At 39.9% G+C, this 24,019-nt stretch carries 19 protein-coding genes and 1 pseudogene; 12 read left to right on the top strand and 8 right to left on the bottom strand.

Annotated elements, in window-relative coordinates; all coding sequences use genetic code 11:
- Positions 1 to 11 precede the first annotated feature (11 nt).
- Positions 12 to 1,151 carry an NAD(P)/FAD-dependent oxidoreductase gene (locus CVT14_RS02680; protein WP_107849641.1) on the bottom strand — a complete coding sequence of 380 codons (1,140 nt, stop codon included), beginning with the start codon at positions 1,149 to 1,151 and terminating at the stop codon, positions 12 to 14.
- Positions 1,148 to 2,449, bottom strand: a complete 1,302-nt coding sequence (locus tag CVT14_RS02675; protein ID WP_107849640.1) for an MFS transporter — start codon at positions 2,447 to 2,449, stop codon at positions 1,148 to 1,150. Before CVT14_RS02675 ends, CVT14_RS02680 begins: the two co-directional genes overlap by 4 nt.
- Before the next feature lie 112 nt (positions 2,450 to 2,561).
- Between CVT14_RS02675 and CVT14_RS02670 the strand changes: the two genes are divergently transcribed.
- Positions 2,562 to 3,203: a non-canonical purine NTP pyrophosphatase gene (locus CVT14_RS02670; protein ID WP_107849639.1), complete on the top strand. Its 642-nt coding sequence runs from the start codon at positions 2,562 to 2,564 to the stop codon at positions 3,201 to 3,203.
- Here the strand turns inward: CVT14_RS02670 and CVT14_RS02665 are convergent.
- From CVT14_RS02665 to CVT14_RS02655, 3 genes are all read right to left on the bottom strand, one after another.
- Positions 3,196 to 3,918, bottom strand: a complete 723-nt coding sequence (locus CVT14_RS02665) for a tetratricopeptide repeat protein (RefSeq protein ID WP_021089418.1) — start codon at positions 3,916 to 3,918, stop codon at positions 3,196 to 3,198. The two genes, CVT14_RS02670 and CVT14_RS02665, sit on opposite strands and share 8 nt — an antisense overlap.
- Before the next feature lie 70 nt (positions 3,919 to 3,988).
- The gene (locus CVT14_RS02660; RefSeq protein WP_021089388.1) at positions 3,989 to 4,552 is read right to left on the bottom strand and encodes a hypothetical protein; all 564 of its coding nucleotides are present in this window, start codon (positions 4,550 to 4,552) and stop codon (positions 3,989 to 3,991) included.
- A complete protein-coding gene (locus CVT14_RS02655) occupies positions 4,542 to 5,939 on the bottom strand; it encodes an AAA family ATPase (RefSeq protein WP_021089423.1) in 1,398 nt (465 codons plus the stop codon). The genes CVT14_RS02660 and CVT14_RS02655 overlap by 11 nt, the downstream gene beginning before the upstream one ends.
- Before the next feature lie 93 nt (positions 5,940 to 6,032).
- Here CVT14_RS02655 and CVT14_RS02650 point away from each other — a divergent pair, with 93 nt between their 5' ends.
- From CVT14_RS02650 to rmuC, 3 genes are all read left to right on the top strand, one after another.
- A complete protein-coding gene (locus tag CVT14_RS02650) occupies positions 6,033 to 7,244 on the top strand; it encodes a saccharopine dehydrogenase family protein (protein WP_107849638.1) in 1,212 nt (403 codons plus the stop codon).
- Between the two features lie 507 nt (positions 7,245 to 7,751).
- Complete coding sequence (locus CVT14_RS02645; RefSeq protein WP_159071743.1) at positions 7,752 to 8,918, top strand: multidrug effflux MFS transporter; 1,167 nt, start codon at positions 7,752 to 7,754, stop codon at positions 8,916 to 8,918.
- An 80-nt stretch (positions 8,919 to 8,998) separates the two neighbouring features.
- Positions 8,999 to 10,537 carry a DNA recombination protein RmuC gene (rmuC, locus tag CVT14_RS02640; protein WP_107849636.1) on the top strand — a complete coding sequence of 513 codons (1,539 nt, stop codon included), beginning with the start codon at positions 8,999 to 9,001 and terminating at the stop codon, positions 10,535 to 10,537.
- A 47-nt stretch (positions 10,538 to 10,584) separates the two neighbouring features.
- Here the strand turns inward: rmuC and CVT14_RS02635 are convergent, their stop codons facing one another.
- From CVT14_RS02635 to CVT14_RS02625, 3 genes are all read right to left on the bottom strand, one after another.
- A complete protein-coding gene (locus CVT14_RS02635) occupies positions 10,585 to 11,184 on the bottom strand; it encodes a DUF6803 family protein (RefSeq protein WP_107849635.1) in 600 nt (199 codons plus the stop codon).
- 81 nt (positions 11,185 to 11,265) lie between these two features.
- On the bottom strand, positions 11,266 to 11,979 hold the full coding sequence (locus CVT14_RS02630) for a molecular chaperone (protein ID WP_107849634.1): 714 nt from the start codon (positions 11,977 to 11,979) through the stop codon (positions 11,266 to 11,268).
- On the bottom strand, positions 11,972 to 13,645 hold the full coding sequence (locus tag CVT14_RS02625) for a 4Fe-4S dicluster domain-containing protein (protein ID WP_107849633.1): 1,674 nt from the start codon (positions 13,643 to 13,645) through the stop codon (positions 11,972 to 11,974). The genes CVT14_RS02630 and CVT14_RS02625 overlap by 8 nt, the downstream gene beginning before the upstream one ends.
- Positions 13,646 to 13,799: 154 nt before the next feature.
- Here CVT14_RS02625 and selA point away from each other — a divergent pair, with 154 nt between their 5' ends.
- From selA to CVT14_RS02585, 8 genes and pseudogenes are all read left to right on the top strand, one after another.
- Positions 13,800 to 15,125: an L-seryl-tRNA(Sec) selenium transferase gene (gene selA / locus CVT14_RS02620; RefSeq protein ID WP_107849632.1), complete on the top strand. Its 1,326-nt coding sequence runs from the start codon at positions 13,800 to 13,802 to the stop codon at positions 15,123 to 15,125.
- Positions 15,122 to 16,942: a selenocysteine-specific translation elongation factor gene (selB, locus tag CVT14_RS02615; RefSeq protein WP_107849631.1), complete on the top strand. Its 1,821-nt coding sequence runs from the start codon at positions 15,122 to 15,124 to the stop codon at positions 16,940 to 16,942. Before selA ends, selB begins: the two co-directional genes overlap by 4 nt.
- Positions 16,943 to 16,995: 53 nt before the next feature.
- Positions 16,996 to 17,703, top strand: coding sequence for a thioredoxin domain-containing protein (locus CVT14_RS02610; protein WP_107849630.1), 708 nt, complete (start codon positions 16,996 to 16,998; stop codon positions 17,701 to 17,703).
- A gap of 278 nt (positions 17,704 to 17,981) precedes the next feature.
- Complete coding sequence (locus tag CVT14_RS02605; protein WP_004317725.1) at positions 17,982 to 18,188, top strand: twin-arginine translocation signal domain-containing protein; 207 nt, start codon at positions 17,982 to 17,984, stop codon at positions 18,186 to 18,188.
- Between the two features lie 11 nt (positions 18,189 to 18,199).
- A pseudogene (locus CVT14_RS11010) lies at positions 18,200 to 18,460 on the top strand (hypothetical protein); the annotation flags it as partial.
- A 60-nt stretch (positions 18,461 to 18,520) separates the two neighbouring features.
- A complete protein-coding gene (locus CVT14_RS02595; RefSeq protein ID WP_234403108.1) occupies positions 18,521 to 21,175 on the top strand; it encodes a formate dehydrogenase subunit alpha in 2,655 nt (884 codons plus the stop codon).
- Positions 21,176 to 21,185: 10 nt separating this feature from the next.
- Positions 21,186 to 21,746 (top strand): formate dehydrogenase FDH3 subunit beta, encoded by a 561-nt coding sequence (gene fdh3B, locus CVT14_RS02590; RefSeq protein ID WP_021084543.1) that lies wholly within the window; start codon positions 21,186 to 21,188, stop codon positions 21,744 to 21,746.
- Positions 21,747 to 22,061: 315 nt separating this feature from the next.
- Positions 22,062 to 24,005, top strand: a complete 1,944-nt coding sequence (locus CVT14_RS02585; RefSeq protein ID WP_107849628.1) for an FTR1 family iron permease — start codon at positions 22,062 to 22,064, stop codon at positions 24,003 to 24,005.
- The last annotated feature ends 14 nt before the right edge of the window (positions 24,006 to 24,019 follow it).

Raw genomic sequence — 24,019 nt, 5'->3', positions numbered from 1 at the left:
CTTCTATCTGATTAACTATTTTTTAAAGCGCTAGCTACCTTTAAAGCACTTGCAAATGCAAAATGCAAGTTATATCCGCCAAGCATACCAGTGATATCTAAAACTTCACCTATAAAGTAAAGTCCTTTTATGCTTTTACTCTCTAAATTTTCATCTAAAAACTCTGTTTTTACGCCACCTTTTGTAACTTCAGCCCTTTCAAAGCCAAATGTCCCAGCTGGAGCAAAATGATATGCAAAAAGCCTTTTTATAATATTTTTTTCATCATCACTAAATTCATAAAACGCTCTATCTTTTAAGCCAAAATTTCTTAAAAACTCCAGCACAAATCTCTTTGGCAAAGGTAAAACCGAGCTAAGCTGCTTTTTGCCATTTACTAAATTTTTCTCACTAAATTTAGGCAAAAAATTTATGCAAATTCGACCCTTTTGCCAAAAGAGTGAGGCATTTAGTATCGCTGGACCGCTTATGCCCCTGTGCGTAAAAAGCACATCGCCACTAAATTTATGGCTCTCGTTTTTGCCATTTATCTCCACGTCCGCACTTAGACTAACACCGCTAAGCTCTTTAAACCAAAACTCATCTTTTTGCACGCTAAAGCCAACAAGAGCAGGAGTGGTAGGTGAGAGCTCAATGCCAAACTCACTTGCTATCTTGTAGCCAATATCGCTTGCGCCAAGGGCTTTGTAGCTTAGTCCGCCACTTGCGATAACTAAATTTCTAGCTCTAAATTTCTCATCTTTTGTCAAAATTTCAAAAATTTTATCTACTTTTTTAGCGCCGATAACCTCTTTGTTATAAAAAATTTCTGCATTTTGCCTTTTTAAAAGGAGGCTCAAAACGCTCTTTGCACCGCTATCACAGAAAAATTGATTTTGCTTTTGCTCGCTAAATTTAAGCTCACTAAAAAATTTCAAAACCTGATCAGGGCCTAGTACTTTTAAAATTTGCTCTATAAATTTTTGCTCGCCAAGGTAGTTTTTAGCGCTTACAAAGCGGTTTGTGATGTTGCACCTGCCGCCACCGCTTGCTAAGATTTTTTTGCCAGCGCTGCTGTTTTTCTCTAAAATGGCAACCTTTTTGCCTTTTAAATTTGCCCCTAAAAAGAGCCCGCTAGCGCCAGCACCAACGATGATGACGTCGTAGATCAAAACTTCAAGCTCTCTTTTAAAGCTACCTCGCTTGTTAGGCGAGAGTCAAATTTGATCACTTGATTTTTCTCGTTTTTGTAATAATCCACCACGCCTTTTTGGCTGTTTAGAAGCTCTAAATTTAAGCTCGCTTCTGGGCTTAGGTAGATATTTTTAAAGATTCTTGGATCGCTTAGGCTAAATAGCAAAACAAGCCAGATCACGCAAAGCACCACGCAGACGATGGCAAGCACTTTGAAGTTAAAGGTGTGCATGATATATCCGCCAACAGCGCCCCCAACAAAGCTTCCAAAGTAGCCAAATGAGTTAAAGATGCCAAGAGCGGTGCCTTTTTGTGAGGATTTTACAAATTTTGTCGCGGTTGATTGCATGATTGGCTCGTGAAGGTTAAAACCTACAAAAAATATCGCGATGCCAACCACAAAGAGAAATTTCGTAAAGCTAAGGGCAAAAATGGCGTAGGTTATGGCAAAAAGTAGCGTGCCAGCTATCAAGATGACCTTGCTAAGCCCCTTGCCATCGCCCAAAAATCCAGCCAGCCCCATAGCCAAAAAGCCAAGCACGGCGCCAAGCGTATAGACCTTGTAAAGCTCGCCACTTTCATAGCCATACTCTTTTACTAATATGATCGGGATCGCCAAGAATGCGATGCTTGTAAGCATTTTTTGCATGAAAGAGGTGAAATTTATGATCATATAGTCTTTTTGTAAAAAGAGCTTGCCAAATGGCACCTTCTGGGCCTTTGCGCTCACTTTTATCTCTTTTGGCACGACGGTGTAGAGTAGCACGACGCAAAGCAGGCTAAGAGCAGCGCTTAGATAAAAGAGGCTTGAAAGTCCGTAGTCTTTGGCAAGTAGCGGTCCAAGCACCATCGAAAGCGTAAAACTAAGCCCTATAAAAGCGCCCATTATCGCCATGGCTTTTGAGCGATTTTCTTCAGCCACAAAGTCGCTTATCATCGCTGTTGCCACGGCTCCTACAGCCCCCACACCTTGTAAAAATCTGCCAAAAAGCATCGTGTAAATTTCACTTGCTAGAGCGCAGACGATAGAGCCAACCACAAAGATCAAAAGCCCGATGGTTAGGGCTTTTTTGCGGCCGATCTTATCTGAAAGAGCGCCAAAAGGCACTTGAAATATCATCTGTGAGATCGCATAGACGCCTACTATTAGCCCAACTAAAAATTCGTTTGCGCCCTCTAAATTTAGGGCATAAAGGCTAAGCACCGGTAGGACTATAAAAAGTCCAAAAAATCTGCTAGCTACGATAAAAGATAGTGGCAAAACGCTTTTTAACATAAATTTTCCCTTATTTTTAAAAGGACTAAGTTTATCATTTTAATACTAATTTAAATTTAAAAATTTAATCTACTTTTTTGTAAAATACGCCCAAAAATCAAGGAGTTTTGCGATGAAAATCGTGCTTGCGACATCAAATTTAGACAAAGTAAAAGAGATAAAAGAGTTTTTAAAAGGCTATGAAATTTACGCACTAAGCGAGGTTGTGAAGCCATTTGAGATCGTTGAAGATGGTAGCACTTTTCAACAAAATGCGCTCATAAAGTCAAGAGCCGTCTTTGCAAAGCTTAAAGAGCAGGGACTTGAGGGCGAATTTGTCTCACTTAGCGATGATAGTGGCATCAGTGTGGATGCGCTTGGTGGCGAGCCAGGGATCTACTCAGCGCGCTACTTTGACCTTGATGAAAATGGCAAAGTGCGCGGCAAAAACGCAAATGACGCAAACAATAGAGCAAAGCTAATTAGCAAGCTAAAGGCGTTAAATTTAAAGAGCTCACCAGCTCACTACACCGCCTGTATCGCTATTAGCTCAAAATTTGGCGACTACACGGCCCATGGCTTTATGTATGGTGAGGCGATAGACGAGGAGCGCGGTACAAACGGCTTTGGCTACGATGCACTCTTTATCCCAGATGGCTTTAATAAGACGCTTGGTGAGCTAGATAACGAGACAAAGCTTAAAATTTCTCACCGCTCAAATGGGCTGGAGCTTGCAAATTTCGTGCTAAAAAGTCTAAAGAAAAACTTTAGTTAAGCTCCTTTAGTCCTTTGCTGGCTCGCTCCAAAAGACCCAGCGCGCGAGGGTTTTGCTCTTTGCCTTTTAAAATTTCAAGCACTTCTTTGTAGTTTTTGGCGGCTTCGTCCTTTTGCTCAAGCTTTGCTAGGTCGTTAGCGACCTCTATTAAAAGCTCTGATCGCACAAGCTCGTTGCCACTTAGCTCTGGCGTGATATCAAGTAAATTTAACGCTAAAATGTGGTTTTCGTAGGCTTTTGCAAAGTCATTTTTCATGTAGTAGGTGCTGCCGATGGACTTTATGCAAAGCAGCTCGTCACGCATCGGCGTATTTGAGTTGGTGTCATAAATTTTTTGAGCTTCTTGAAAATTAGTAAGCGCTTCGTCGTATTTGCCTAGTATCTTTTCTGCTGCGCCTATGTTTTGATAAGAGCGAGCTAGTAGCAGCTTGTCGCTAACGTTTGCCACGAGCTCTAGGGCTCTTTTGGAAAGCTCTAACGCCTTTTGAGGCTCTTTATTTACCATACGCATGCTAGCGCCATTTATGAGCGAAGTGATCGCCTGCTCGGTGTTGCCCTCTTTTAAGCAGACATCAGTCGCTTGCTCGGCTAAATTTATGGCTCTCTCCAAATTTCTATCGCTTTTATAAAACTCATTTACGCTCTCTTGAACTAGCTTGTCACAGCTACTTGCAAAGAGGCAAATAGGCGCTAAAAATGGCAAAATTTTCTTCATCTTTTTACATTTAATCTTAACATTTAGTAGCAAATTTGAACAACAATATTGACTGTAATACCAACTTTAACTATTTAAAAAACGAATAGCCATTAGGAATATCAACTATTCCATCTTTATCAGCACTAACTGCTTCCATTAATATATCAGAACAATAGCGAACTGGTTTTTTACTGGATATATTAATCTTGGGATAAATATAATATTTTTTAGAGATATCATCTAAATTGAATTTAGTAAAACAGTCAATATTGAAGTAGTCTCTATAGCAATTTAGTAAATACTCTAAGAAAAGCTTTGAAGACTTTAACTGTAAAACGGCTTTATCTATGTGTTTAATACTTGATTTAATTTCGCAAAAATATATTCTTAAGCCATCTCTTAAATTTAAAAAAACTATAAAATCACAATGTGAATCAGTTGAAACACTATCCCCTTTAAAAAACTTAATTGTATGAGTTTGTTCTTTTTGTCGTAGTATTACAACATCATCTTTATTTTTAAATGTAAAATTTATTGTTTTAATAAAACTTTCTTTTTTTTCTTCCGTTATTTTAAATGAGTTGCCGCAGGGTTTAATTTTTAATTCATCACAAATATTTTCTACAAAATCTTTTAAATTTTTATTCGTCATTTTTATTACTCTCTATAAGTGCAGCAAAAATTAAGCTTTGATTTTCATTTTGCATATCTATTGGAGAATCGAAAGTATTCATAAAAATTCCGCGTTCATTGATATCAACGCTACTCAAAATGTTTTTACCTTTTTTATTCTCTGCCAAATATGCTTTTACTTTTTGATGGTTAATTTTGTACTCTTTTGTATAACCTTTATTTTTAAATTTATCTATCTGGTTGTCAGTTAAACTTTCAAGCATTATACAATTACTTATTTCGCGAACAATATAATCACTATGAGTTGTTATAAACACTTTTATACCCGCATTTGCAAGTAATACCAAAAGCCTAGCAACTAAAATCTGATTATTTGGATGTAGATTTAATTCAGGCTCATCAATCATAAGGATGTCTTTCTTGCTGGCCGTATTAAGAATATAGAAATTTAACATTAAAAGAGATCTAACGGAGCTAGAAGCTATCTCTATATTGTAACCTTTTCTTGATTTTTTGGGTTGAAATAAAATTCCTATATCTGTAACCTTATATTTACCTCCAACTAAATTGCTTAATACCTTTAGGATTTCTTGATTCTTGCTATTGTCCTCTTTAAAACAACTATCTTTTTTAGATAGTTGTTTTAAGCTCCTTATAAAATTAATATTGTCTCTAACCGGTTTTGGGTATAGTTGTTTTTTTTCATCTAATATTTCAAATACATCAACATCTTCATCTCTTGCCATTCTTTTTAAAGTTTCCAATTTTGCTATTTTTGTAAAGTCAAGTTCTTCTTGAAAAATTGATGCTCCAGTCCTTTCAACGCTCAAAATAAAATTATTTCTTAAAATTATATGTAGTAAAGCGTCAGATAAAAGATTCATGTAGTCAGCAATATATCTTTTGCCTATAATACTATTTATGGGTTTTATTATAAGTCCATCATCATATAGAATATGTTCAAACCTTCTTTTTGCCCTTACCAATAAATTATCTGATATTAAAAATACATTAATGGCGTCTTTTATTTCATCCATTGAAATTGAGATTTCAACATTAAATTCTAAATTCGCAAAGTCATCTTCTTTTCCAGCCATAACTCCAATTAAAAAATATTCTTCGTACATTTTTGACTTGCTTAACATATGTTTTTGTAATCGTTCTTTGATTTTATTATATGTAAGTTTTATTTCTTGTATATCATCATGTTCTACATTATCAGAAATATCCCCTCTAGCTCTATAATAAGGTACCTCTCGTATATTGCGCATATAGTCTAAATAGCCATACAAACTGTAAGTAGCGTAAGTTTTGCCTGTATTATTTTCACCACATATAATAGTCAGATCGCCTACCTCAAAATTTGCCTCATCAAGCATTCCAACATTTTTCAGGCTTACTTTCATCAATAATCCTTTGAAATTTTTAAATTTATAATTATTTAAACGGGATTGTATCTAAAAAAAGATAAAATCGAAGGAAAATTAAAGGAGCCAAAAATGTCAAATATCTTAATCATCGGAGCAGGTGGCGTGAGCCAAGTCGCAACCGTAAAATGTGCGATGAACTCGGACGTTTTTATAAATATCACCCTAGCAAGCCGCACAAAAAGCAAGTGCGACGCGATCGCTAAATTTATAAAAGATCGCCTTGGCGTGCAGATAAACACCGCGAAAATCGACGCTGACGACACAGCGGCCGTGGTGGAGCTCATCAAACAAACAAAGGCTGATTTGCTTCTAAACGTCGCACTGCCATATCAAGACCTAACGCTCATGGACGCTTGCGTAAAGGCTGGCATACCTTACATCGACACCGCAAACTACGAGCACCCAGACACGGCGAAATTTGAGTACAAACTGCAGTGGGCGAAAGATGGTGACTTCAAAAACGCTGGTACCATGGCGCTTCTTGGCTCTGGCTTTGACCCAGGCGTGACAAACGTTTTTTGCGCCTACGCACAGCAAAATTTATTTGACGAGATCCACGAGATCGACATCCTAGACTGCAACGCTGGCGATCACGGATATCCATTTGCGACAAATTTCAACCCAGAGATAAATTTACGTGAAGTTAGCGCAAATGGCCGCTACTGGGAGGCTGGCAAGTGGATCGAGACAAAGCCGATGCAGATCATGTTTAAGTGGGACTACCCAAAAGTAGGCGTCAAAGATAGCTATCTGCTCTATCACGAGGAGCTAGAAAGCTTAGTAAAAAACATCAAAGGACTAAAGAGAATTCGCTTTTTTATGACCTTTGGACAAAGCTACCTAACGCACATGAAGTGCCTAGAAAACGTGGGAATGCTACGCATCGACGAGGTCGAGCATAACGGCGTGAAAATAGTGCCGATCCAGTTTTTAAAGACGCTTCTGCCTGATCCTGCAAGCCTTGGCCCTCGCACAAAAGGCAAAACAAACATCGGCTGCGTGATACGTGGGCTAAAAGATGGCAAAGAGCGCCAAGTCTATATCTACAACGTCTGCGATCACGAGGCTTGCTACGCCGAGACAGGCGCGCAGGCTGTTAGCTACACCACAGGCGTGCCAGCGATGATAGGCTCACTAATGGTCGCAAAAGGCATCTGGAGCGGCAAAGGTGTCTTTAATATGGAAAATTTCGACGCAAAACCTTTCATGGACGAGCTAAATAAGCAGGGATTGCCGTGGGAGGTAATAGAAATGAAACCAGGAGAGAGATACGAAGTTTAAATTTTAGACTCGCTAGGCTTGTCTTTTTCTACTTATACTTCGTTGGTTTTAAATTTTGCTCGGTCATTACCCACTCGGTAACTCCCGTCACAAAATTTAAAACCGCCTCGTCTAAGCTAAAAATCCTGCACCTAAATTTATTAAATTTAACCCTTCGAAAGGCTATATGTCTAACCTTGAGGCAAAATTTACTTCAAACATTTAAATCCATTTCGCAATACTTCGCCTGAGTTCTATTAAATTTTATTTTTGTTTGGTCATTACCAGATTGGTGGCTCTTGCCTCAAAATTTAAAACCATCTCGTCTAGATAAAAGTCACTTCGCCTAATTTTTGCCTTTAAATTTAAACCTTTTCGCCAAACAAAACCTTGATAAATTTACCTCACTCCACCAAAGCAAATTTTCTAAATTTACGCCCAAAGCTAGTTTTGGGCGCTTGTTGCTGCCAATTTATAAATTTATGCTATATTCACGAGATCTTAATCGCAGCTAAAAAAGGGGAAATCTTGCAATCAACAAAAACATCTATCTGGTTTTTAGTCATCCTAAGCGGTCTAATGGCCTGCACCTCGCTATCCACGGACGTCTATCTACCTGCCATGCCTACTATGGAGCGACAGCTTCATGGCGATGCGGAGCTAACGATCACTGGCTTTTTGATCGGTTTTGCTATCGCACAGCTCATTTGGGGACCTATTAGCGACAGGATAGGGCGAAAACTCCCGCTATTTATCGGTATGGCGCTCTTTGTCGTTGGCTCCATCGGATGTGCCATGTCACAAAGCATGAGCGAAGTGATAATCTGGCGTATCTTTCAAGCCACAGGCGCGTGCGTGGGACCTATGCTTAGCCGTGCGATGATCAGCGATGTTTTTGAAAACAGCGAAGCTGCAAAGATGCTTTCAAATTTAGTCATCATCATGGCTGCAGCTCCTATCATAGGACCGCTACTTGGTGGCGCATTACTAGAGATTGGCACTTGGCACTGGATATTTTGGCTAATGGCAGCTGCAAGTGCTTTTTTGTTTATCCTTATCTTCTTCTTGCCAGAGACGTTGCCACAGCAGAAGCGCTCAAAAGAGCCGATGATAAACTCGTTTAAGAGCTATTTTGTGCTTATAAAAGATGCTAAATTTATGAAATACACTCTAAGTGTAACTTTCTTTTACATCGCAGCATACGCCTTTATCACGGGATCGTCATTTGTTTATATAGATTATTTTGGCATACCGAGCAAGTACTATGGCTTTTTGTTTGGCGTAAATATACTTGGTGTGGCGGCGCTTAGTTTTTTAAACAAGAGCTTGGTCAATAAATTTAGCCTAAATTCGCTTCTTATCACCTCAAGCACAGTCGCTTTTGTCGCTGCGGCTTTGCTTTTAGCGCTTACATTTTTTGGCATCGCCGGAGTTTGGGGCGTTATCATACCTATGTTTTTCGTCTTTAGTATGAACGGTATCATCGCCTCTTGCTCAAACGCAGCCGCTCTTAATCAAGTCCCTCAAGAGATGAAAGGCAGAGCAAATGCTCTCATTGGCTCACTGCAATATGGAAGCGGTATCGTCTCATCAGCCATGCTAGCGCTCTTTACGACCACGACGCCACTTATCATGTCAGCCATCATCTTTGTCTTTATATTTTTGTGCTGGCTAGCTGCCTATCTAAACAAATAAACTCTCAAAAGGGCTTAAATGCCCTTTAAATTTAAAGCTATTTCACCTATAATAAAGCCAAAATTTAAAAGGAAATTTCGGTGCTAACGATAGAAAATTTATATATTTTGGTGGCAGCTCTTGCGCTTATTTGCGTGATACTAGTAGCTTTTTTGATAAATGCAAATTTGCAGAAGGCAAAACAAAGAGAAAATTTAGAAAATTTACAAGATGAGCTAAAAGATAGCGAGCGGCTAAATATCGAGCAAAGGGCAAAACTTGAAGCAAATAACGACAAGATAAACGAGCTAGCTAAAAATTTAGACGAGTATAAAATTTCGCTCAGACAAAAAGATGAAAAAGAGGACGAGCTAGAGCGCGAGCTAAGGCGTCTAAACGAGGAGCTTGGCAGCCAGACAAAGATGGCTGAGATGGCAAAGTCGCTATCTTTAAATTTGCAAAACGAGCTTGGTGCAAAAGAGGATGAGTTAAAAAGATCAAACGAGAGTGAAAACGAGCTAAAACGCGCTATCGTCGCACTAAAAAGCGAGATCGAGGCCAAAGAAAACATCCTAAGATCGCAAGAAGAGAATTTAAAAAAGGTAAAAAACGAGCTAAATTTAGAGTTTGCAAACCTTGCTAATAAGATATTTGAAGAAAAAAGTGCAAATTTCTCAAAAAACAGCAAAGAGTCACTTGAGCTCTTACTAATGCCACTTGGTGAGAAGATAACAAGCTTTGAAAAGAGGGTAAATGACGCCCACAGCGACTCGCAAAAGAGCGCAGGCGAGCTTAGTGCGCAGCTAAAAGAGGTGGTCGAGCTTGGCAAAAATATGTCAAAAGAGGCAAACTCGCTAAGCACGGCGCTAAAAGGCAGCAACAAGGTCCTTGGTAACTGGGGCGAGATGCAGCTTGAGCGAACGCTGGAAGCTGCAGGGCTAGAAAAGGGCACGCACTACGCAACACAAGAGAGTTTTGACATAAGCGGCAAAAAGCTCATACCTGACTTTGTCATAAATTTCCCAGACGACAAACAGATGATAATAGACAGCAAAGTCTCACTCCATGCCTACGAAAAGGCGGTTGCGGCGGCTGACCCGGCGCAGAGCAAACTAGCTCTTGGCGAGCACATCGCCTCAATAAAAAAACACATCGACGAGCTAGCTAAAAAAGACTACTCAGCGCTTGTGAAAAGCCCTGATTTTGTGCTGATGTTTGTGCCAGTTGAGCCGGCATTTTTGGAGGCTTTGAAATTTGATCCAAATTTATTTAACTACGGCTATGAGAAAAAAGTTGTGCTAGTCTCGCACACGACGCTCATGCCGCTACTTCGCGTGGTGGCAAATTTATGGCGCATGGAGCATGGCAACAAGGAGGCAAAGGAGATCTTAAAGAGTGCAAATGAAATTTATGAGAAATTTTGCACCGTCGCTGAGAAGCTAAATAGGCTTGGAAACTCGGTGAAATCGGTAAATGATAACTTCAATGAGGTCGTTAAAAGCGTGAGTGGTCAAGGTGGGCTTGATAGCAGGCTGGAGAAATTTAAAAAGATCGCTATAAATTCCAAAGATACGCAGGTAAAAGAGCTTGAAGCAAGACCTAGAGAGATCTTGCTAGCTAGCTCTAAAGAGAAAATTTAGAAATTTAGAGCAAAAGTTTTTTAGCAGGCGCCAAAAAACCTTTAAATTTAGTGATGCATGTGCATATTAGTTGAGTTATCATCACTCATATTTTGCATCATCATCTTGTGGTGATCATGCATCGGCATATCTGCTGGCATGTTCATCGGCATATTCATATGCATATCCATCTCACCATTTTCAGCCTTGTAGCCAGTTATGGTAGGATCAACCATGCCAAATATCATAGCGACGTGTGCGACGATCAAGGCAAATATGAGTAGGAAAAAGTGAAGCTTTAGCTTTGCCTTTTCGCTTGCGTTTTTGTAGATCAAATTTAGCTCTAAAAGCGCGATGCCAAGAAGTGGTATGACGCTGATGAGATATGAGTAGACAGCGATGACATCGGCATATCCACGCCATTTTATACTTGGATAAATTTTTGCCATAAAATAGATCACAAGAGCTGTAAAATAGACCCCAAGCACTATGCCAGCAAATTTGCCAACAGCCTTATAGCCAGCATTCTTACCGCTATCCATGTGATACATAGTGAGAAACTCCATCGCCACTAAAAGCTCCGTAAGCCCCACAGGTATCACCATGAAGAGGATTAGATTGTAAGGTTGATTGAGCGATAAAAGCTCCATGTAGTGTGTCATTACCATTGTAAGTCCTTTGTAAAAAATTTAAAGAAGTTTAACGCCAAATTGCTAATAATCATAAAATATCAAGATAACAAATTTAAGCTAGTCTTTAAACTCGTGTGAGATGACTGGAGAGAATTCCTCCCAGTGAAGCTTAGTTTTAAAGGTCGGCATCTTGCTTTGATAAGGCTCTTTTTTAAGCGCAGCAACCGCGACGCTATCGCCTTGTGGCTTGGCTGGTGCTTCTAGGTTTAAAACGGCTCTTTCAAGCTCGATGAAGTCTTGTAAGATGAGCGCATAGGAGCGGAAGAAATTTGCATTTTTATGAGCCAAAAGTAGCGAGCCAAACTCATCTATAAATAAATTTAAAGTCTCACCAAAGAGCTTGTCGCTGATATTTTTTGCGCCGTTAAATTCGTCATTTAAAAATGTTGCCATCGCCAAAAATATAAAGCCAACATAGTCCTCACTATCCTTGCAAATCTCCTTGTCACGCCTATATGGGCTAAGCTTTAGGCAGTGTATCACCCTAAGTCTAGCCGCGCCGTTATCTCTGCCCTCTTCATAAAATGAGGCGCTTAAAGGGATATTTGTAAAGCCAAAAAGAACGTCATTTTGCTCGCTTGTAAGCTCATCAAAGCTAAATTTATCTAAATTTGCAAACGCCTCTGCGCTTTGCTCGCTCAAAGGATTTTGTGCTAGGTAGCTAAGCTGCTCTTTCCATCTCGCAAACCCCTCATCGCTCGTGTGAAAAAAGAGTGGATACGCTAAAAATTCGTAAAAATATGACCTTGCTTTTATGATGTTTTTATCCATTTAGTAAATCCTCTTTCATCGCATTTAGCTGGGCTTGCACCATGATCTTTGCCTTGCAGTCAGCGCAGCAGTAAAGTGACTTGATCTTGGCTCTGTCGTTGCCAAATCTTGGCTGCATGATCGCTGCGATCTTCTCGACTGCTTTTTTAGTAGCAAACTCTTTTCCGCACTCTACGCAGGCAAATAGCTCGTCGTGTGCAAGCTCGCTATAAACGAAAAACTCAGGCTTAAGAGCGATCTTGCCGACCTCAAGTGAGACGGTGTTTTTCTCAGCGCAGCTTAGCTCGCAGTAGCCGCAGGCGGTGCAAACGCTTGGGTTAAATAAAATCGAATTTGTCTTCTTATCAGCCACCAAAGCGCTTACGTTACAAGCTCCAACACAGCTAAGGCAGAGCGTACAGGTATCAGCATTTATCGTGACTTCGCCATATCTTATCATCTCGCCGCTTTTTACGACGCCAAGATCATCACCACCCACGATAAACTCAAGTCTTTTAGCAAAAATTTCTCTCTTTGGCAGTGCGTATTCGTTGATAGAGTGCTGAGAGCCGTCTATTAGTTTTGCTTTTTTAAGTGCGCTTTCAAGCTCGGCCTTGTCTTTTGCGTGGTATATCGCTTGCTCTTTAAATTTAAGCTCATAAATTTGATTTAATATGCTAATGGCGTCCTTTTCGCCCTTGCTAAGGCTCTTGCTATATAAAATCGCACTTGCGCCGCTTTCTTGAAGAAGCGTCAAAAAGTGCGTTTGGCTTAGCAGATGTGGGGCTAGGATAACAAAAGGTAGGACATTTTCTGGTAGGCTCACGTTAATCTCTTCTAAATTTATCTCTTCAGATACGACGAGAGCGATCTTATCTTTGTAAAGCTTAGCGATAGTGGCAAATGAGCTTTGTGGCATGAGCGTCGAGTCTAGCGAGCCGCTAGGGCAGACGCTGATGCAGTTTCCGCAGTTTGTGCAATCTATCGCTGAAAAGACCAGGTGCTTTGTCTCGTCCTCTTTTAAGATGGCAACCGTTGGGCAAATCTCTGCGCAACGTCCGCAAATTTCAGTCCTGCGCTCGTGATACTGGCAGATTGATGAGTCGTACTGAGTAAAGCTTTTGTATCTAAATTTTGGGCTTTTTGCATTTAAAATTTCAAGCACCTTTTCATCTTTTAGTCCTGAAATTTCGTAGCAGCCGCTTTGCTTTAGCATATAATCCCTTGCGTTTTCAACTAAGAAAAAGTCGCAATCAACCTCAAATTCATCATTTGCCCTAAGCACCAAAACGCTTAGCTCGCCAGCTGCGCCATATATAAATTTAACCTCAAAGTGCGTGAGCTCTATCACTTTGTAGCCATTTTCTTTTAGTAAATTTGCTAGCTCTTCACGGCCTGAGTTGCTTACTATGACGACATTTTTGCCGACCTCTTTTTCGTAATCCACATCCTTTGCCATATCAAAGGCGCTCGCTCTTGCCTCGTAGAGCAAAAGTGTGTTTTTGGCTTTTTCTAAGACGCTTACGGTGGTATTTTTAAGGTAGAAATTTATCTCAGGTGCGGTAATGTTTGCTTTAAGCTTTGGTGAGTTTGAGACTAGATAGTCGCCATTTTCATTGTTGATCTCTATTTGCTCATTTAGCATCAAAGCATCGTCAAAATCGTTATAAAAGCCAAATTCTTTCATTGTTTCTCCTATTATCAAAAACGGGCTTATTCTAATATTAATGGGATTAATAGACTCTGAAATTTATATGCTCTTTTTTTGCTCTAAGTTTTAATTTATAATATTTTTATGTTAAAATCACGCCTTGGTAAAACTAACTTACTAGGAGCGCAAATTGAATGATTTAAGAAATATCCCACAAGTTGATAAGATCATAAAAAACGAAGCATTTTCGGGACTTGACACGAGTTTAGTCACTATGCTTGCAAGGCAAATTTTAGATGAGGTTAGAGCTAAAATTTTAAATGAAAATGCTAGCTTTGAGGGCGAAGAGATAATAAATTTGATCCTAGATGAGTATGATAAATTTAATGAAGCAAGCTTGCAAAGGGTGCTAAATTTAACCGGCGTTGCCATACATACAAACCTCGCTAGAAGCGTCATCGATAAAGAAATTTTAAGCCGTGCGACACCTGTTATCACAGGGTACTCAAACCTTGAATACAACCTAAAAACAGGCAGCCGCGGCAATAGATATGACTATGTTGGCTCGCTAATAGCAAGGGCTTTTGGTTTTGAAGACGCCATCGTTGTAAATAACAACGCAAGCGCTGTATTTTTGGTGCTAAACACCTTTGCAAAGGGCAGAGAAGTGGTCGTTAGCAGGGGCGAGCTAGTCGAGATCGGCGGCAGTTTTAGAGTGCCAGAGGTGATGGCAAACGCAGGCTGCATCCTAAAAGAGGTCGGCACTACAAACAAAACTAGGCTAAAGGACTACGAAGAGGTGATCAGCGAAGAGACGGCGATGCTTGTAAAGGTTCATAGATCAAATTTTGACATCGTGGGCTTTAGTGAAGAGAGCTCGGCAAACGAGCTTAGCGAGCTAGCAAATAGACGAAATTTGATAGATTATTTTGATCTTGGCAGTGGATTTTACGGAAATTTACCCTTTAACTTAGACAAAAACGAGCCAGATCTAAAGAATTTAAAAGATGTTTCGCTAGTTAGTTTTAGCGGCGACAAGCTGCTTGGCGCGGTGCAGTGTGGCATCATTGTCGGCAAAAAAGAGCTCATCGCAAAGCTTAGGAAAAACCAACTCTTAAGAATGCTTCGAGTTGATAAAGTGATCATCTCGCTTTTGGCTGAGAGCATAAAAGCCTATCTAAACAAAGAATTTGAGCTTATCACAACGCAAAAACTGCTTCACAAAAGCGTAAAAGAGCTTGAAAGCTTAGCAAATTTTATAAATAAAAATTTAAAAAATCCACTTGAGATCGTGCGCACACAAACCTTTGTAGGGGGCGGTGCTATGCCAAATAAAAAGATCCCAAGCGTGGCGCTTGCATTTAGCGGCGACGCAAATTTAAACGAGCTTAAATTTAGGCAAAAAAGGGTGATCGGCCGCATAGAAAATGATAAATTTATGCTCGATCTTAGATCGCTTCTTGATGAGGACGTAGAGACGCTAATAAAAATAATAAATGAAACGGAAGAAAAATGAGTTTAATAATAGGAACAGCAGGGCATATCGACCACGGAAAAACCGCGCTTATAAAGGAACTAAACGGCTTTGAGGGGGACAATCTTGAAGAGGAGAAAAAGCGTGGCATAACGATCGATCTAAGCTTCTCAAATTTAAGCAAAAATAGCGAAAATATCGCGTTTATCGACGTGCCAGGGCATGAAAATCTCATAAAAACGATGATAAGTGGCGCGTACGGCTTTGATGCGTGCTTGTTTGTTGTGGCGGCAAATGACGGGCTTATGCCTCAAAGCTTGGAGCACCTTGAAATTTTAAATCTTCTTGGCGTGAAATCTGTGATCGTGGCGCTTACAAAGTGCGATCTAGTGGATGTTGCCACCATAAATTTAAGAAAAAAAGAGATAAGAGATGAAATTTCTAAATTTAAAAACCTGCAAATTTTAGAAATTTTTGCCGTTAGCATAAAGGATAAGGCGAGCATCGATGAGCTTAGAAACTACCTCTTTACGCTAAGAGCCAAAAAGCGCGATGAGGACGGCGTTTTTAGATACTACATCGATAGGGTTTTTAGTCTAAAAGGTATCGGAAATGTCGTAACTGGCACCGTTATAGAGGGAAGCGTTAGTAAAAACGAGAAGCTTTTTAACTACGACGCTGGCAAAGAGGTGCTAGTAAGAAGCGTGCAAAGCCACGATAAATTCGTTGATAGCGCCGGAGTTAGCAGCCGCGTGGCGCTTAATCTAACTGGCATAGAGCTTAGCGAGCTAAAAAAGGGTCAGCTACTTAGCAAAAAGGGCTTTTTTAGGGGATTTAGAGAGGTCGATGCGGTCGTGACTGCTAAGAATTTGATACATTCACAAAGCGTAACCTTTTGCGTGGGCGCTAAAAACGTGCCCGCAAAGGTGCTAATACTTAGCCAAAAAGATGATAGCTACTTTGTAACATTTAAATTTCAAAGCGATATGTTTTTGAAATTTGATGAGGCCTTTGTTCTCATCTCAGATGCGCGCGTGATAGGCGGTGGTAGGGTGCTAAATCCTGTGCTTGAGCCACTAAAAAAGGCTGGCAAAATTCTCTTTTTAGCCTCGCTTTTAAAGCATGATTTTGTTGAAGCTTTTTCTATCTTAAAAGAGGCTCACAAAAATGGCTTTGGCATCATCTCTTCTTATCAAAGATTTGGTCTAAATCACGAAGAAGCCGTAGCCGTGGCTAAAAAAGTCTCAAATGTTTTTGTCGATGAAAAGGCTTTAAATATCTACGATCTAAGCGCGGTTGAGCGGATAAAATCAGCCATTAAATTTATGATAGAAAAGAATGAATTTGCTGTCTTTTCAGCTCAAAGTATCAGCCTAAAACTTGCTTGGGCTAGCCAAAATTTAGCCCAAAAAGCGCTTGATGAGCTTGAAAGTGCAAATTTGATCGCCAAAGATAGCGGTGTCTATACCAAAAAAGGCGTTGATCTTAGCAAGCTAAAAGTTAGGCTTGAAGATAAAATTTATGAAATTTTAGAAAGTGGCAAGCTAGCCCCAACAGCGCCATATAATATATATGATGAGTTAGAGATCGATAGGGTTAGTGGCGACAATGCCCTTAAAAAACTTACTGCAATGGGCAGGGTCATAAGGCTGGAGCATAACCTTTTCATCACTAGAAATTCACTAAAAATGGCACTTGATAAACTAAGAGAGATCATAAAAAATCAAGGCTTTGTAAATGTCACAAACGCCAAGGATGTGCTAAATTTAAGTAGAAAATATATAATCGCCTACCTTGAGCAGCTTGATCTTGAGAGTGACATAATGAAGCAGGGAAATGATAGGGTTTTTCGCGGTTAGTATTCATTTACAAAAAGCAAATATAATCCGCCAAATTTTTAAAAAGGATAAAAATGAAAAAAGTGATCTTAGCCTCAATCATCGCGGCAACTAGCCTAATGGCAGCAAGCGATAAGCAAATAGAGGAGTTCTACTCTCAAATGGTTGATAGCAGCGTAAAAGTAAAGGTAGCTGACCGTCACAAAGTTGCAGGCGACATCGAAGCTGTCGTTGTGAAGTTAAGCAAAGATGGCAACTCACAAGATGAGATAGTATTTACAAAAGGCGACTTCATCTTCCCAGACGTGATCGATCTAAAAGAGCAAAAATCATACCTAGCTGAAGTGAAAAAAGAGGTCATCGCAAAGGGAATTTCTAAAATTTATAAAGATGAGGACAAGGCAAATATCATCGTTCTTGGTAGCGATCCTAAAAAGCCAACTATCATAATGTTTTCAGACCCAGAGTGCCCATACTGCAGAGCTGAGCTAGCAAAGATCGAGACAACACTAAAAGATAGCAATGTTGAGATCGTCCTAACTCCAGTGCATGATGTCTCATCACTTCAAAAAAGCTCGCTAATCTACAAAGATGCAAAAGCTGCTAAGAGTGACAGTGACAAGGTTAAAATTTTAAGAAAATACTACGCTGAAGACTATAACGTAGATGATAAGAGCGTTAGCAAAGATGATGTCGCAAAGATCGATAATCTGCGCAAAAAATACTTTGCAGCTGGCGTTAGATCAGTGCCATTTATCGTAAATAAAAGCGATCTAAAATAACATTTTCTAGGGAGCTCTCCCTAGAATTTCTACTACAAATAAATTTCTTAAATTTAAAGTATATTTAACTATATTTTTAATAAATACTTAACAAATACAATTAACATTATATATTTACTTTGCTTAACTTAGAAATATGCTAAATTTACATAGTTTAACTTTAGGGTGCTAAAATGCCCTAAAATAGGCTATTTGCGATATTTTAGAAATTCTAAATATGCAAATTTTACATATTATTGAACCAAATTTCTCAAAATTTTGAGGCGTAAGGAGAAAAAATGCAAGGATCAAGAAGAGATTTTCTTAAAAAATCTCTAAAAGTCGGTGCTGCCAGCGGAGTACTCGCAGTCTCAGCCGTAGCAAAAGTGACTAGCGATGACTTGGCTCCTGATGACAATGGCGTTGTCGTAGGCAAGTCAAACAAAAAAGAGGTGCTTTATAAAAAAAGCAAGAACTGGGAAACCTACTATAAAATCGCATACTAAGGGAGAAAACCATGAGTGATGCACGTATAGGAAGACGTTCATTTTTAAAGCTAGCCGCACTAGGTGCTGGCACCACAATGGCTTTTGGACAAAATGATACGATCAGACAAGCGAGCGCAGAGGAGATAAAAGACCCTTTTGCTGGCTCAAAAAAGGTTAGAACGATATGTTCTATATGTTCAGCAGGCTGTGGTATCGAGGCTGAGGTACAAGATGGTGTTTGGGTTCGTCAAGATATGGCGATGTTTCACCCGATATCTCAAGGCTCACACTGCTCAAAAGGTATCGATCAGATCGATCTTACGCATAGCAAACAGCGCATCAAATATCCTATGAAAAAGGTTGATGGCAAATGGCAAAGAATTTCATGGGATCAAGCTGTAAATGAGATCGGCGATAAGATGCTTCAGATCCGCAAAGAAGATGGTCCTGATAGCGTTATATTCTTAGGGTCTGCGAAATTTAACAACGAGCAAGCATATTACTTTAGAAAATTTGCTGCGTTTTGGGGCACAAACAGCAACGACCACGTAGCAAGAATTTGACATAGCGCAACAGTCGCCGGTGTGGCGAATACTTGGGGTTATGGCGCGATGACAAACCACTTTGGAGATATGGCTGCAAATTCGAAATGTATATTTATAATAGGTGCAAACCCAGCTGTGGCAAACCCAGTTGGCGGCATGAAGCACACTTTGCAAGCAAAAGATAGAAACAACGCAAAAGTGATCGTAGCTGATCCAAACTTTACAAAATCAGCCGCTCACGCTGATCTATACCTAAGACAAAGATCAGGTACCGATATAGCGCTTGTTTATGGACTTATCCACATCATCTTAAAAAATGGCTGGGAAGATAAAGAATTTATAAAAAATAGAACTTACGGCATCGACGAGATAGCAAAAGAGGCTGAGCACTGGACACCAGAGGTCACATCTGACGTTACAGGCGTACCAGTTGATAAGCTAATGGAGGCTGCAAATATCCTAGCTCACACAAAACCAGGCACGGTGATCTGGGCACTTGGCATCACTCAGCACTCAGTTGGTAGCTCAAATACGAGAATTTTACCTATCCTTCAACTAATCCTAGGCAACATGGGCAAACCAGGTGGCGGCTGTAACATCATCCGTGGTCACGACAACGTTCAAGGCTCAACCGATATGTGTAACCTCTCAGATAGCTTGCCGATGTATTACGGACTAACTGACGCGGCTTGGAAGTACTACTGCCAAGGCTGGGGTGTTGATTATGACGAGTTTGTAAAACGCTTTGCAGTCTCAACCAAAGAGCCAAAACAAGGCGGCACACCAGTTAAAAACACTGTTTTTGAAGAGTATTATTACCACGATCCTAAAAATCCAGAGGATAGAAACTGGAGAAATGAAAAAGGCTGGTCGCTTTCAAAATGGTGGCAAGGCGTCTTAAAAGAGGAAAATACCTTTAGTAGTGGTGCATTAAGAGTTCTTTGGGTTCAAGGGACTGGTCTAACATCTATGGCGCACCTAGCTAAAATCCAAGAAGCAGCTTCAAAACTAGATATGATCGTAGTTGCTGAGCCATTTGTAAATGAAATTTCTATCCTTTCAGATAGAAAAGATGGCGTTTATATCTTGCCAGTAGCAACTGCCTTTGAAAACGAAGGTCACCTAAACGCTACAAACCGCTCAGGTCAGTGGAGAACAAAAGTCGTTGATCCACTTTATGAGAGCAAGGGCGATCACGAAGTAATGTTTGCATTTGCTAAGAAATTTGGCTTTTACGATGAATATGTAAAAGGCATGAAGATGGCCGTCGTAGATAGAGAGCTAAAACAAGTAAAAGATGACTTTGTATGGCCAGATGACGCGACAAATGAGATAGCAAGGGTTGGAAATTCTATCGGTTATGGCGGCAGAACTGCTGAGATGTTTAGACGTCACCAAGCAAACTGGGATAAATTTGACCCAGATACGCTAATAGGTCTTGGTGGCGAAGTAAAAGGCGAATACTACGGCAAGCCATGGCCAGCATGGGATGAAAAACACCCTGGCACACCGATACTTTACGATATGAGCAAGTCTTATGCAGAGGGCGGCTCTGGCTTTAGAAACCGCTTTGGTCTAGAGCATAACGGCGTTAGTCAGCTAGCTAGCGATGAGAGCACACTTGTTGGCTCAGCCATAAAAGGTGGCTACCCACAAATAACTAAAGATAATATAGAAAAAGTCCTAGGCATCACTCTAACAGAAGAAGAAAAAGCTAAGATAGGACCTAGCTGGAGCATGGACTACAGCGGTATCATCTTAGAAAAATGCCGTGAAAAAGGGGTCGTGCCGTATGGTAACGCAAGGGCTAGAGCTATCGTTTGGGAATTTCTTGATCCTATCCCAAAACATAGAGAGCCTATCCACTCACCACGCTGGGATCTTGTCCAAAAGTATCCGACATTTGATGATCAAGCTAGAAATTTCCGTGTTTCTACTAAATTTAAGTCAGAGCAACAAGCAAAAGACTGGTCAAAAGAGTTTCCTATCGTATTTAGCACGCAACGCGTCGTAAATTTAAGTGGTGCGGGAATGATCGAAAGAACAAGTAAATATCTCTCAGCCATCACACCTGAGATGTTTGCTAACGTCCATCCTGAGCTTGCTTTAAAATACGGCATAAAAGATCGCGATATGATGTGGATCCACAGCCCGCAAGGCACGAAGATCAAAGTAAGATGCTACCACAGCTATATGGTAACTCCAGATAGAATTTGTATGCCTTATAACTTCGCTGGCGTCATGCAAGGTGTCGATCTCTCGGCTCGCTACCCAGAGGGTACTAAGCCTTATGTTATCGGCGAGAGCTTTAACACAGTTACAAACTACGGATTTGACCCTGTTACTCAAATTTCAGAATTTAACGCAGGTCTTTGCCGCATAGAAAAAGCTGAAGAGAACACCTTTAAAACATCGTTTTATCACGAGTATGGCGAGAGAGACGCCCTAGGTAAAGAGTAAGGAGAGAAAAATGGCAAGAATGAAATTTTTTGTAGATACTAATAGATGTATCAGCTGCTTTGGATGTCAAGTCGCCTGCTCTTCTGCTCATGAGCTTCCAGTAGGAATTTATAGAAGAAAGGTTATCACGCTTCACGATGGCATAGAGGGTAAAGAGGTCTCAACTACTATCGCATGCCAGCACTGCACCGACGCGCCTTGTGAGCAAGTTTGTCCAGTTGATTGCTTCTACATTAGAGCTGATGGTATCGTGCTTCATGATAAACATAAGTGCATAGGCTGTGGATACTGCTTATATGCTTGTCCATTTGGTGCGCCGCAGTTCCCTAAAGACGGGGCATTTGGCGTAAAAGGCGTAATGGATAAATGCACTATGTGTGCAGGCGGCCCAGAGCCAACTAACTCACACGAGGAGAGAGAGCTTTACGGTCAAAACAGAATGGCTGAGGGCAAAGTGCCTATGTGTGCGGCTATCTGTTCTACAAACGCACTTTTAGTTGGCGACGCTGCTGAGGTTTCAAATGTATATCGCAAACGCGTTATGCTAAGAAATACAGGACTAAACGTATAACACTAAGGAGGGCGCTTGCTCTCCTTTTAAATTTATAAAATTTAAATTATTTTTATGATTTTTATAATCTAAAATTTCATCAATAATTTTTCTTATCTATTGAAATTAGCAAAAATATATAACTTTTTTATCTCGATATGAAATTTTGATCTAACCCTCTAAAGCCCTAAATTTACGTAAAGTTGATTATTAGATTGTAAAAAATATTATTTATACTTTCAAATTACATTCTTTTATGATAATCGTTTTTATTTTAATCAAAGTAAAGCATTGGTAATATTTCACATTAAAATAATCTCACAGGTGGTTTAATTAATGAATAAATTTTTTAAATTTATGCTTATCATGCTACTGCCTATCTGGCTTGTAGCAAAAAATGACGACTACACACAAGTCGCAGCTCAGATAAAAGAGTCATTACAAAAAGTAATAACAGAGTATAGAGCTGGCAACGTCGAGCAAGCAGTTAGCGATACTCAAAATGCTTATTTTGGTCTGTTTGAAGATGTCGAAGCTGGCATCAGAATAAATTTAGGTCAGAAAAAAGCTTACTCTATGGAGAAGCAGTTTGGCGAGATCAGAAAGGCGATAAAAGCTGGCGAAGCACCAGATGATGTGCAAAAAAGAATAGATCAGATAAATAGCGAAATCGCTGAAGTTTTGCCAGTTATTTTAAATGGACATAAGCTTGTTGGTGAGTACTCAGACACCCCAGCACAAGCTGCTACAAGTGGCTATGACACTTCTAAATTTATCCCTGAGTGGAAGGTAGCATTTGAAAATTTATCAGCAACTCTTGATAAAGCCATAGCAAGCTACGAGGGCGATAAACAAGATGATGCTAAAAATTCTATCCAAGATGCTAAATTTAATGATTATAGAAACACTCAACTTGAAATCGCCGTTCGCCAATATATAGAAAATGGCAAAAGCATAGATGCTGACATCCAAAGAAAGATGGGTGAAGCAATAAGTGGCATCACAAATGGCATAACAAAAGATGATTTTAAAACAAAGCTAGAAGAGATCAAAAAGCTAACTTATGATGCCGTTTCAAAACTCCCAGCTGAAACAGTAAAACTAGCAAAAGTTGATATGAGTAGCGCAGCATCTAGCGATAGTAGCGAAGATAGTGGCACAGACTACACTCAAACTGTTAAAAACATAAATGACAAAATTCAAGCAGCCATCGCACTTTACAAAGGCGGCAATAGTGCTAAAGCTATGGGCGATATCCAAGATATCTACTTTGATGAGTTTGAAGGTAGCGGCATGGAGAACAAAGTAGGTGCGATAGATGTCAATTTAAAAACAGCTATCGAAGCTACATTTGGTAACCTTGTAGCCCTTATGAAATCAGGCGCAGACGAAAAAACACTTGAAGAGAGTGCAAGTAAGATGTCATCTCAGCTAGCAGCTGCACTTGAGAAAACTAGCGGTTCAAGCTCACCTTGGACGCTATTTATCTGGGCGCTAACTATCATCTTAAGAGAGGGCTTTGAAGCTCTTATCATCGTTGCAGCTGTTGTTGCATATCTTGTAAAAACTGGCAATGCAAAATCTATGGGCAAGGTAGTATATAGCTCAGTTGGCGTAGCTGTCATCTTAAGCTTTGTCATGGCTTGGATAATGAACGTCATCTTTGGCGAGGCAGCAGGTCAAAAAAGAGAGCTTATGGAAGGCATCACGATGCTTGTTGCAGTGGGACTTCTATTTTATGTTGGCTTCTGGCTTCTTTCAAATGCTGGCGCTAAAAAATGGAACGACTACATCAAATCTCACTTATCTGAGTCTATCTCAAGTGGCTCAAGCACGATGCTTTGGTGGACTGTATTTTTAGCGGTATTTAGAGAGGGCGCTGAGACAGTGCTATTTTATCAAGCGCTTATCTTTGACGCAAAAGACTCAGCTGGCTACTCAATGATCGCAGCTGGCTTTGTTGTAGGTCTTATCGTTCTTTTGATAGTCTATTTCTTATTTAAAATTTTCGCTATTAAAATTCCTATTAAGCCATTTTTTATATTTACATCAGCTATCATCTTTTACATGTCGATCGTCTTTGTTGGCAAGGGCGTTGGCGAGCTAGTTGAGGGCAAAATTTTCATCCCAACTATCATAAAAGGACTAAATTTTCCTGACTGGATGAGAGACTGGCTAGGACTTATGCCATATTACGAGAGTTTAATACCTCAAATCATTATGGTGCTTGCCCTAATTATAGGCATCGTTATCATGAAATCAAAACAAAATAAAAACTAATCTTATTAAAAGGA

This window comes from Campylobacter concisus, from assembly GCF_003048445.1.
In the GTDB taxonomy this organism is placed as follows: domain Bacteria; phylum Campylobacterota; class Campylobacteria; order Campylobacterales; family Campylobacteraceae; genus Campylobacter_A; species Campylobacter_A concisus_BF.
Note: the sequence above shows the minus strand (reverse complement) of the source record. Positions and strands in the feature narration are given on the sequence as shown.

What these genes read in the sequence shown, in the direction of transcription:
- CVT14_RS02630 (WP_107849634.1), bottom strand. Translation starts at nt 11,979, where the DNA reads ATGGATAAAAACATCATAAAAGCAAGGTCATATTTTTACGAATTTTTA.
- CVT14_RS02660 (WP_021089388.1), bottom strand. Translation starts at nt 4,552, where the DNA reads ATGACGAATAAAAATTTAAAAGATTTTGTAGAAAATATTTGTGATGAA.
- CVT14_RS02650 (WP_107849638.1), top strand. Translation starts at nt 6,033, where the DNA reads ATGTCAAATATCTTAATCATCGGAGCAGGTGGCGTGAGCCAAGTCGCA.
- CVT14_RS02635 (WP_107849635.1), bottom strand. Translation starts at nt 11,184, where the DNA reads ATGGTAATGACACACTACATGGAGCTTTTATCGCTCAATCAACCTTAC.
- CVT14_RS02610 (WP_107849630.1), top strand. Translation starts at nt 16,996, where the DNA reads ATGAAAAAAGTGATCTTAGCCTCAATCATCGCGGCAACTAGCCTAATG.
- fdh3B (WP_021084543.1), top strand. Translation starts at nt 21,186, where the DNA reads ATGGCAAGAATGAAATTTTTTGTAGATACTAATAGATGTATCAGCTGC.
- CVT14_RS02655 (WP_021089423.1), bottom strand. Translation starts at nt 5,939, where the DNA reads ATGAAAGTAAGCCTGAAAAATGTTGGAATGCTTGATGAGGCAAATTTT.
- CVT14_RS02665 (WP_021089418.1), bottom strand. Translation starts at nt 3,918, where the DNA reads ATGAAGAAAATTTTGCCATTTTTAGCGCCTATTTGCCTCTTTGCAAGT.
- CVT14_RS02585 (WP_107849628.1), top strand. Translation starts at nt 22,062, where the DNA reads ATGAATAAATTTTTTAAATTTATGCTTATCATGCTACTGCCTATCTGG.
- CVT14_RS02670 (WP_107849639.1), top strand. Translation starts at nt 2,562, where the DNA reads ATGAAAATCGTGCTTGCGACATCAAATTTAGACAAAGTAAAAGAGATA.
- CVT14_RS02625 (WP_107849633.1), bottom strand. Translation starts at nt 13,645, where the DNA reads ATGAAAGAATTTGGCTTTTATAACGATTTTGACGATGCTTTGATGCTA.
- selB (WP_107849631.1), top strand. Translation starts at nt 15,122, where the DNA reads ATGAGTTTAATAATAGGAACAGCAGGGCATATCGACCACGGAAAAACC.
- CVT14_RS02605 (WP_004317725.1), top strand. Translation starts at nt 17,982, where the DNA reads ATGCAAGGATCAAGAAGAGATTTTCTTAAAAAATCTCTAAAAGTCGGT.
- CVT14_RS02675 (WP_107849640.1), bottom strand. Translation starts at nt 2,449, where the DNA reads ATGTTAAAAAGCGTTTTGCCACTATCTTTTATCGTAGCTAGCAGATTT.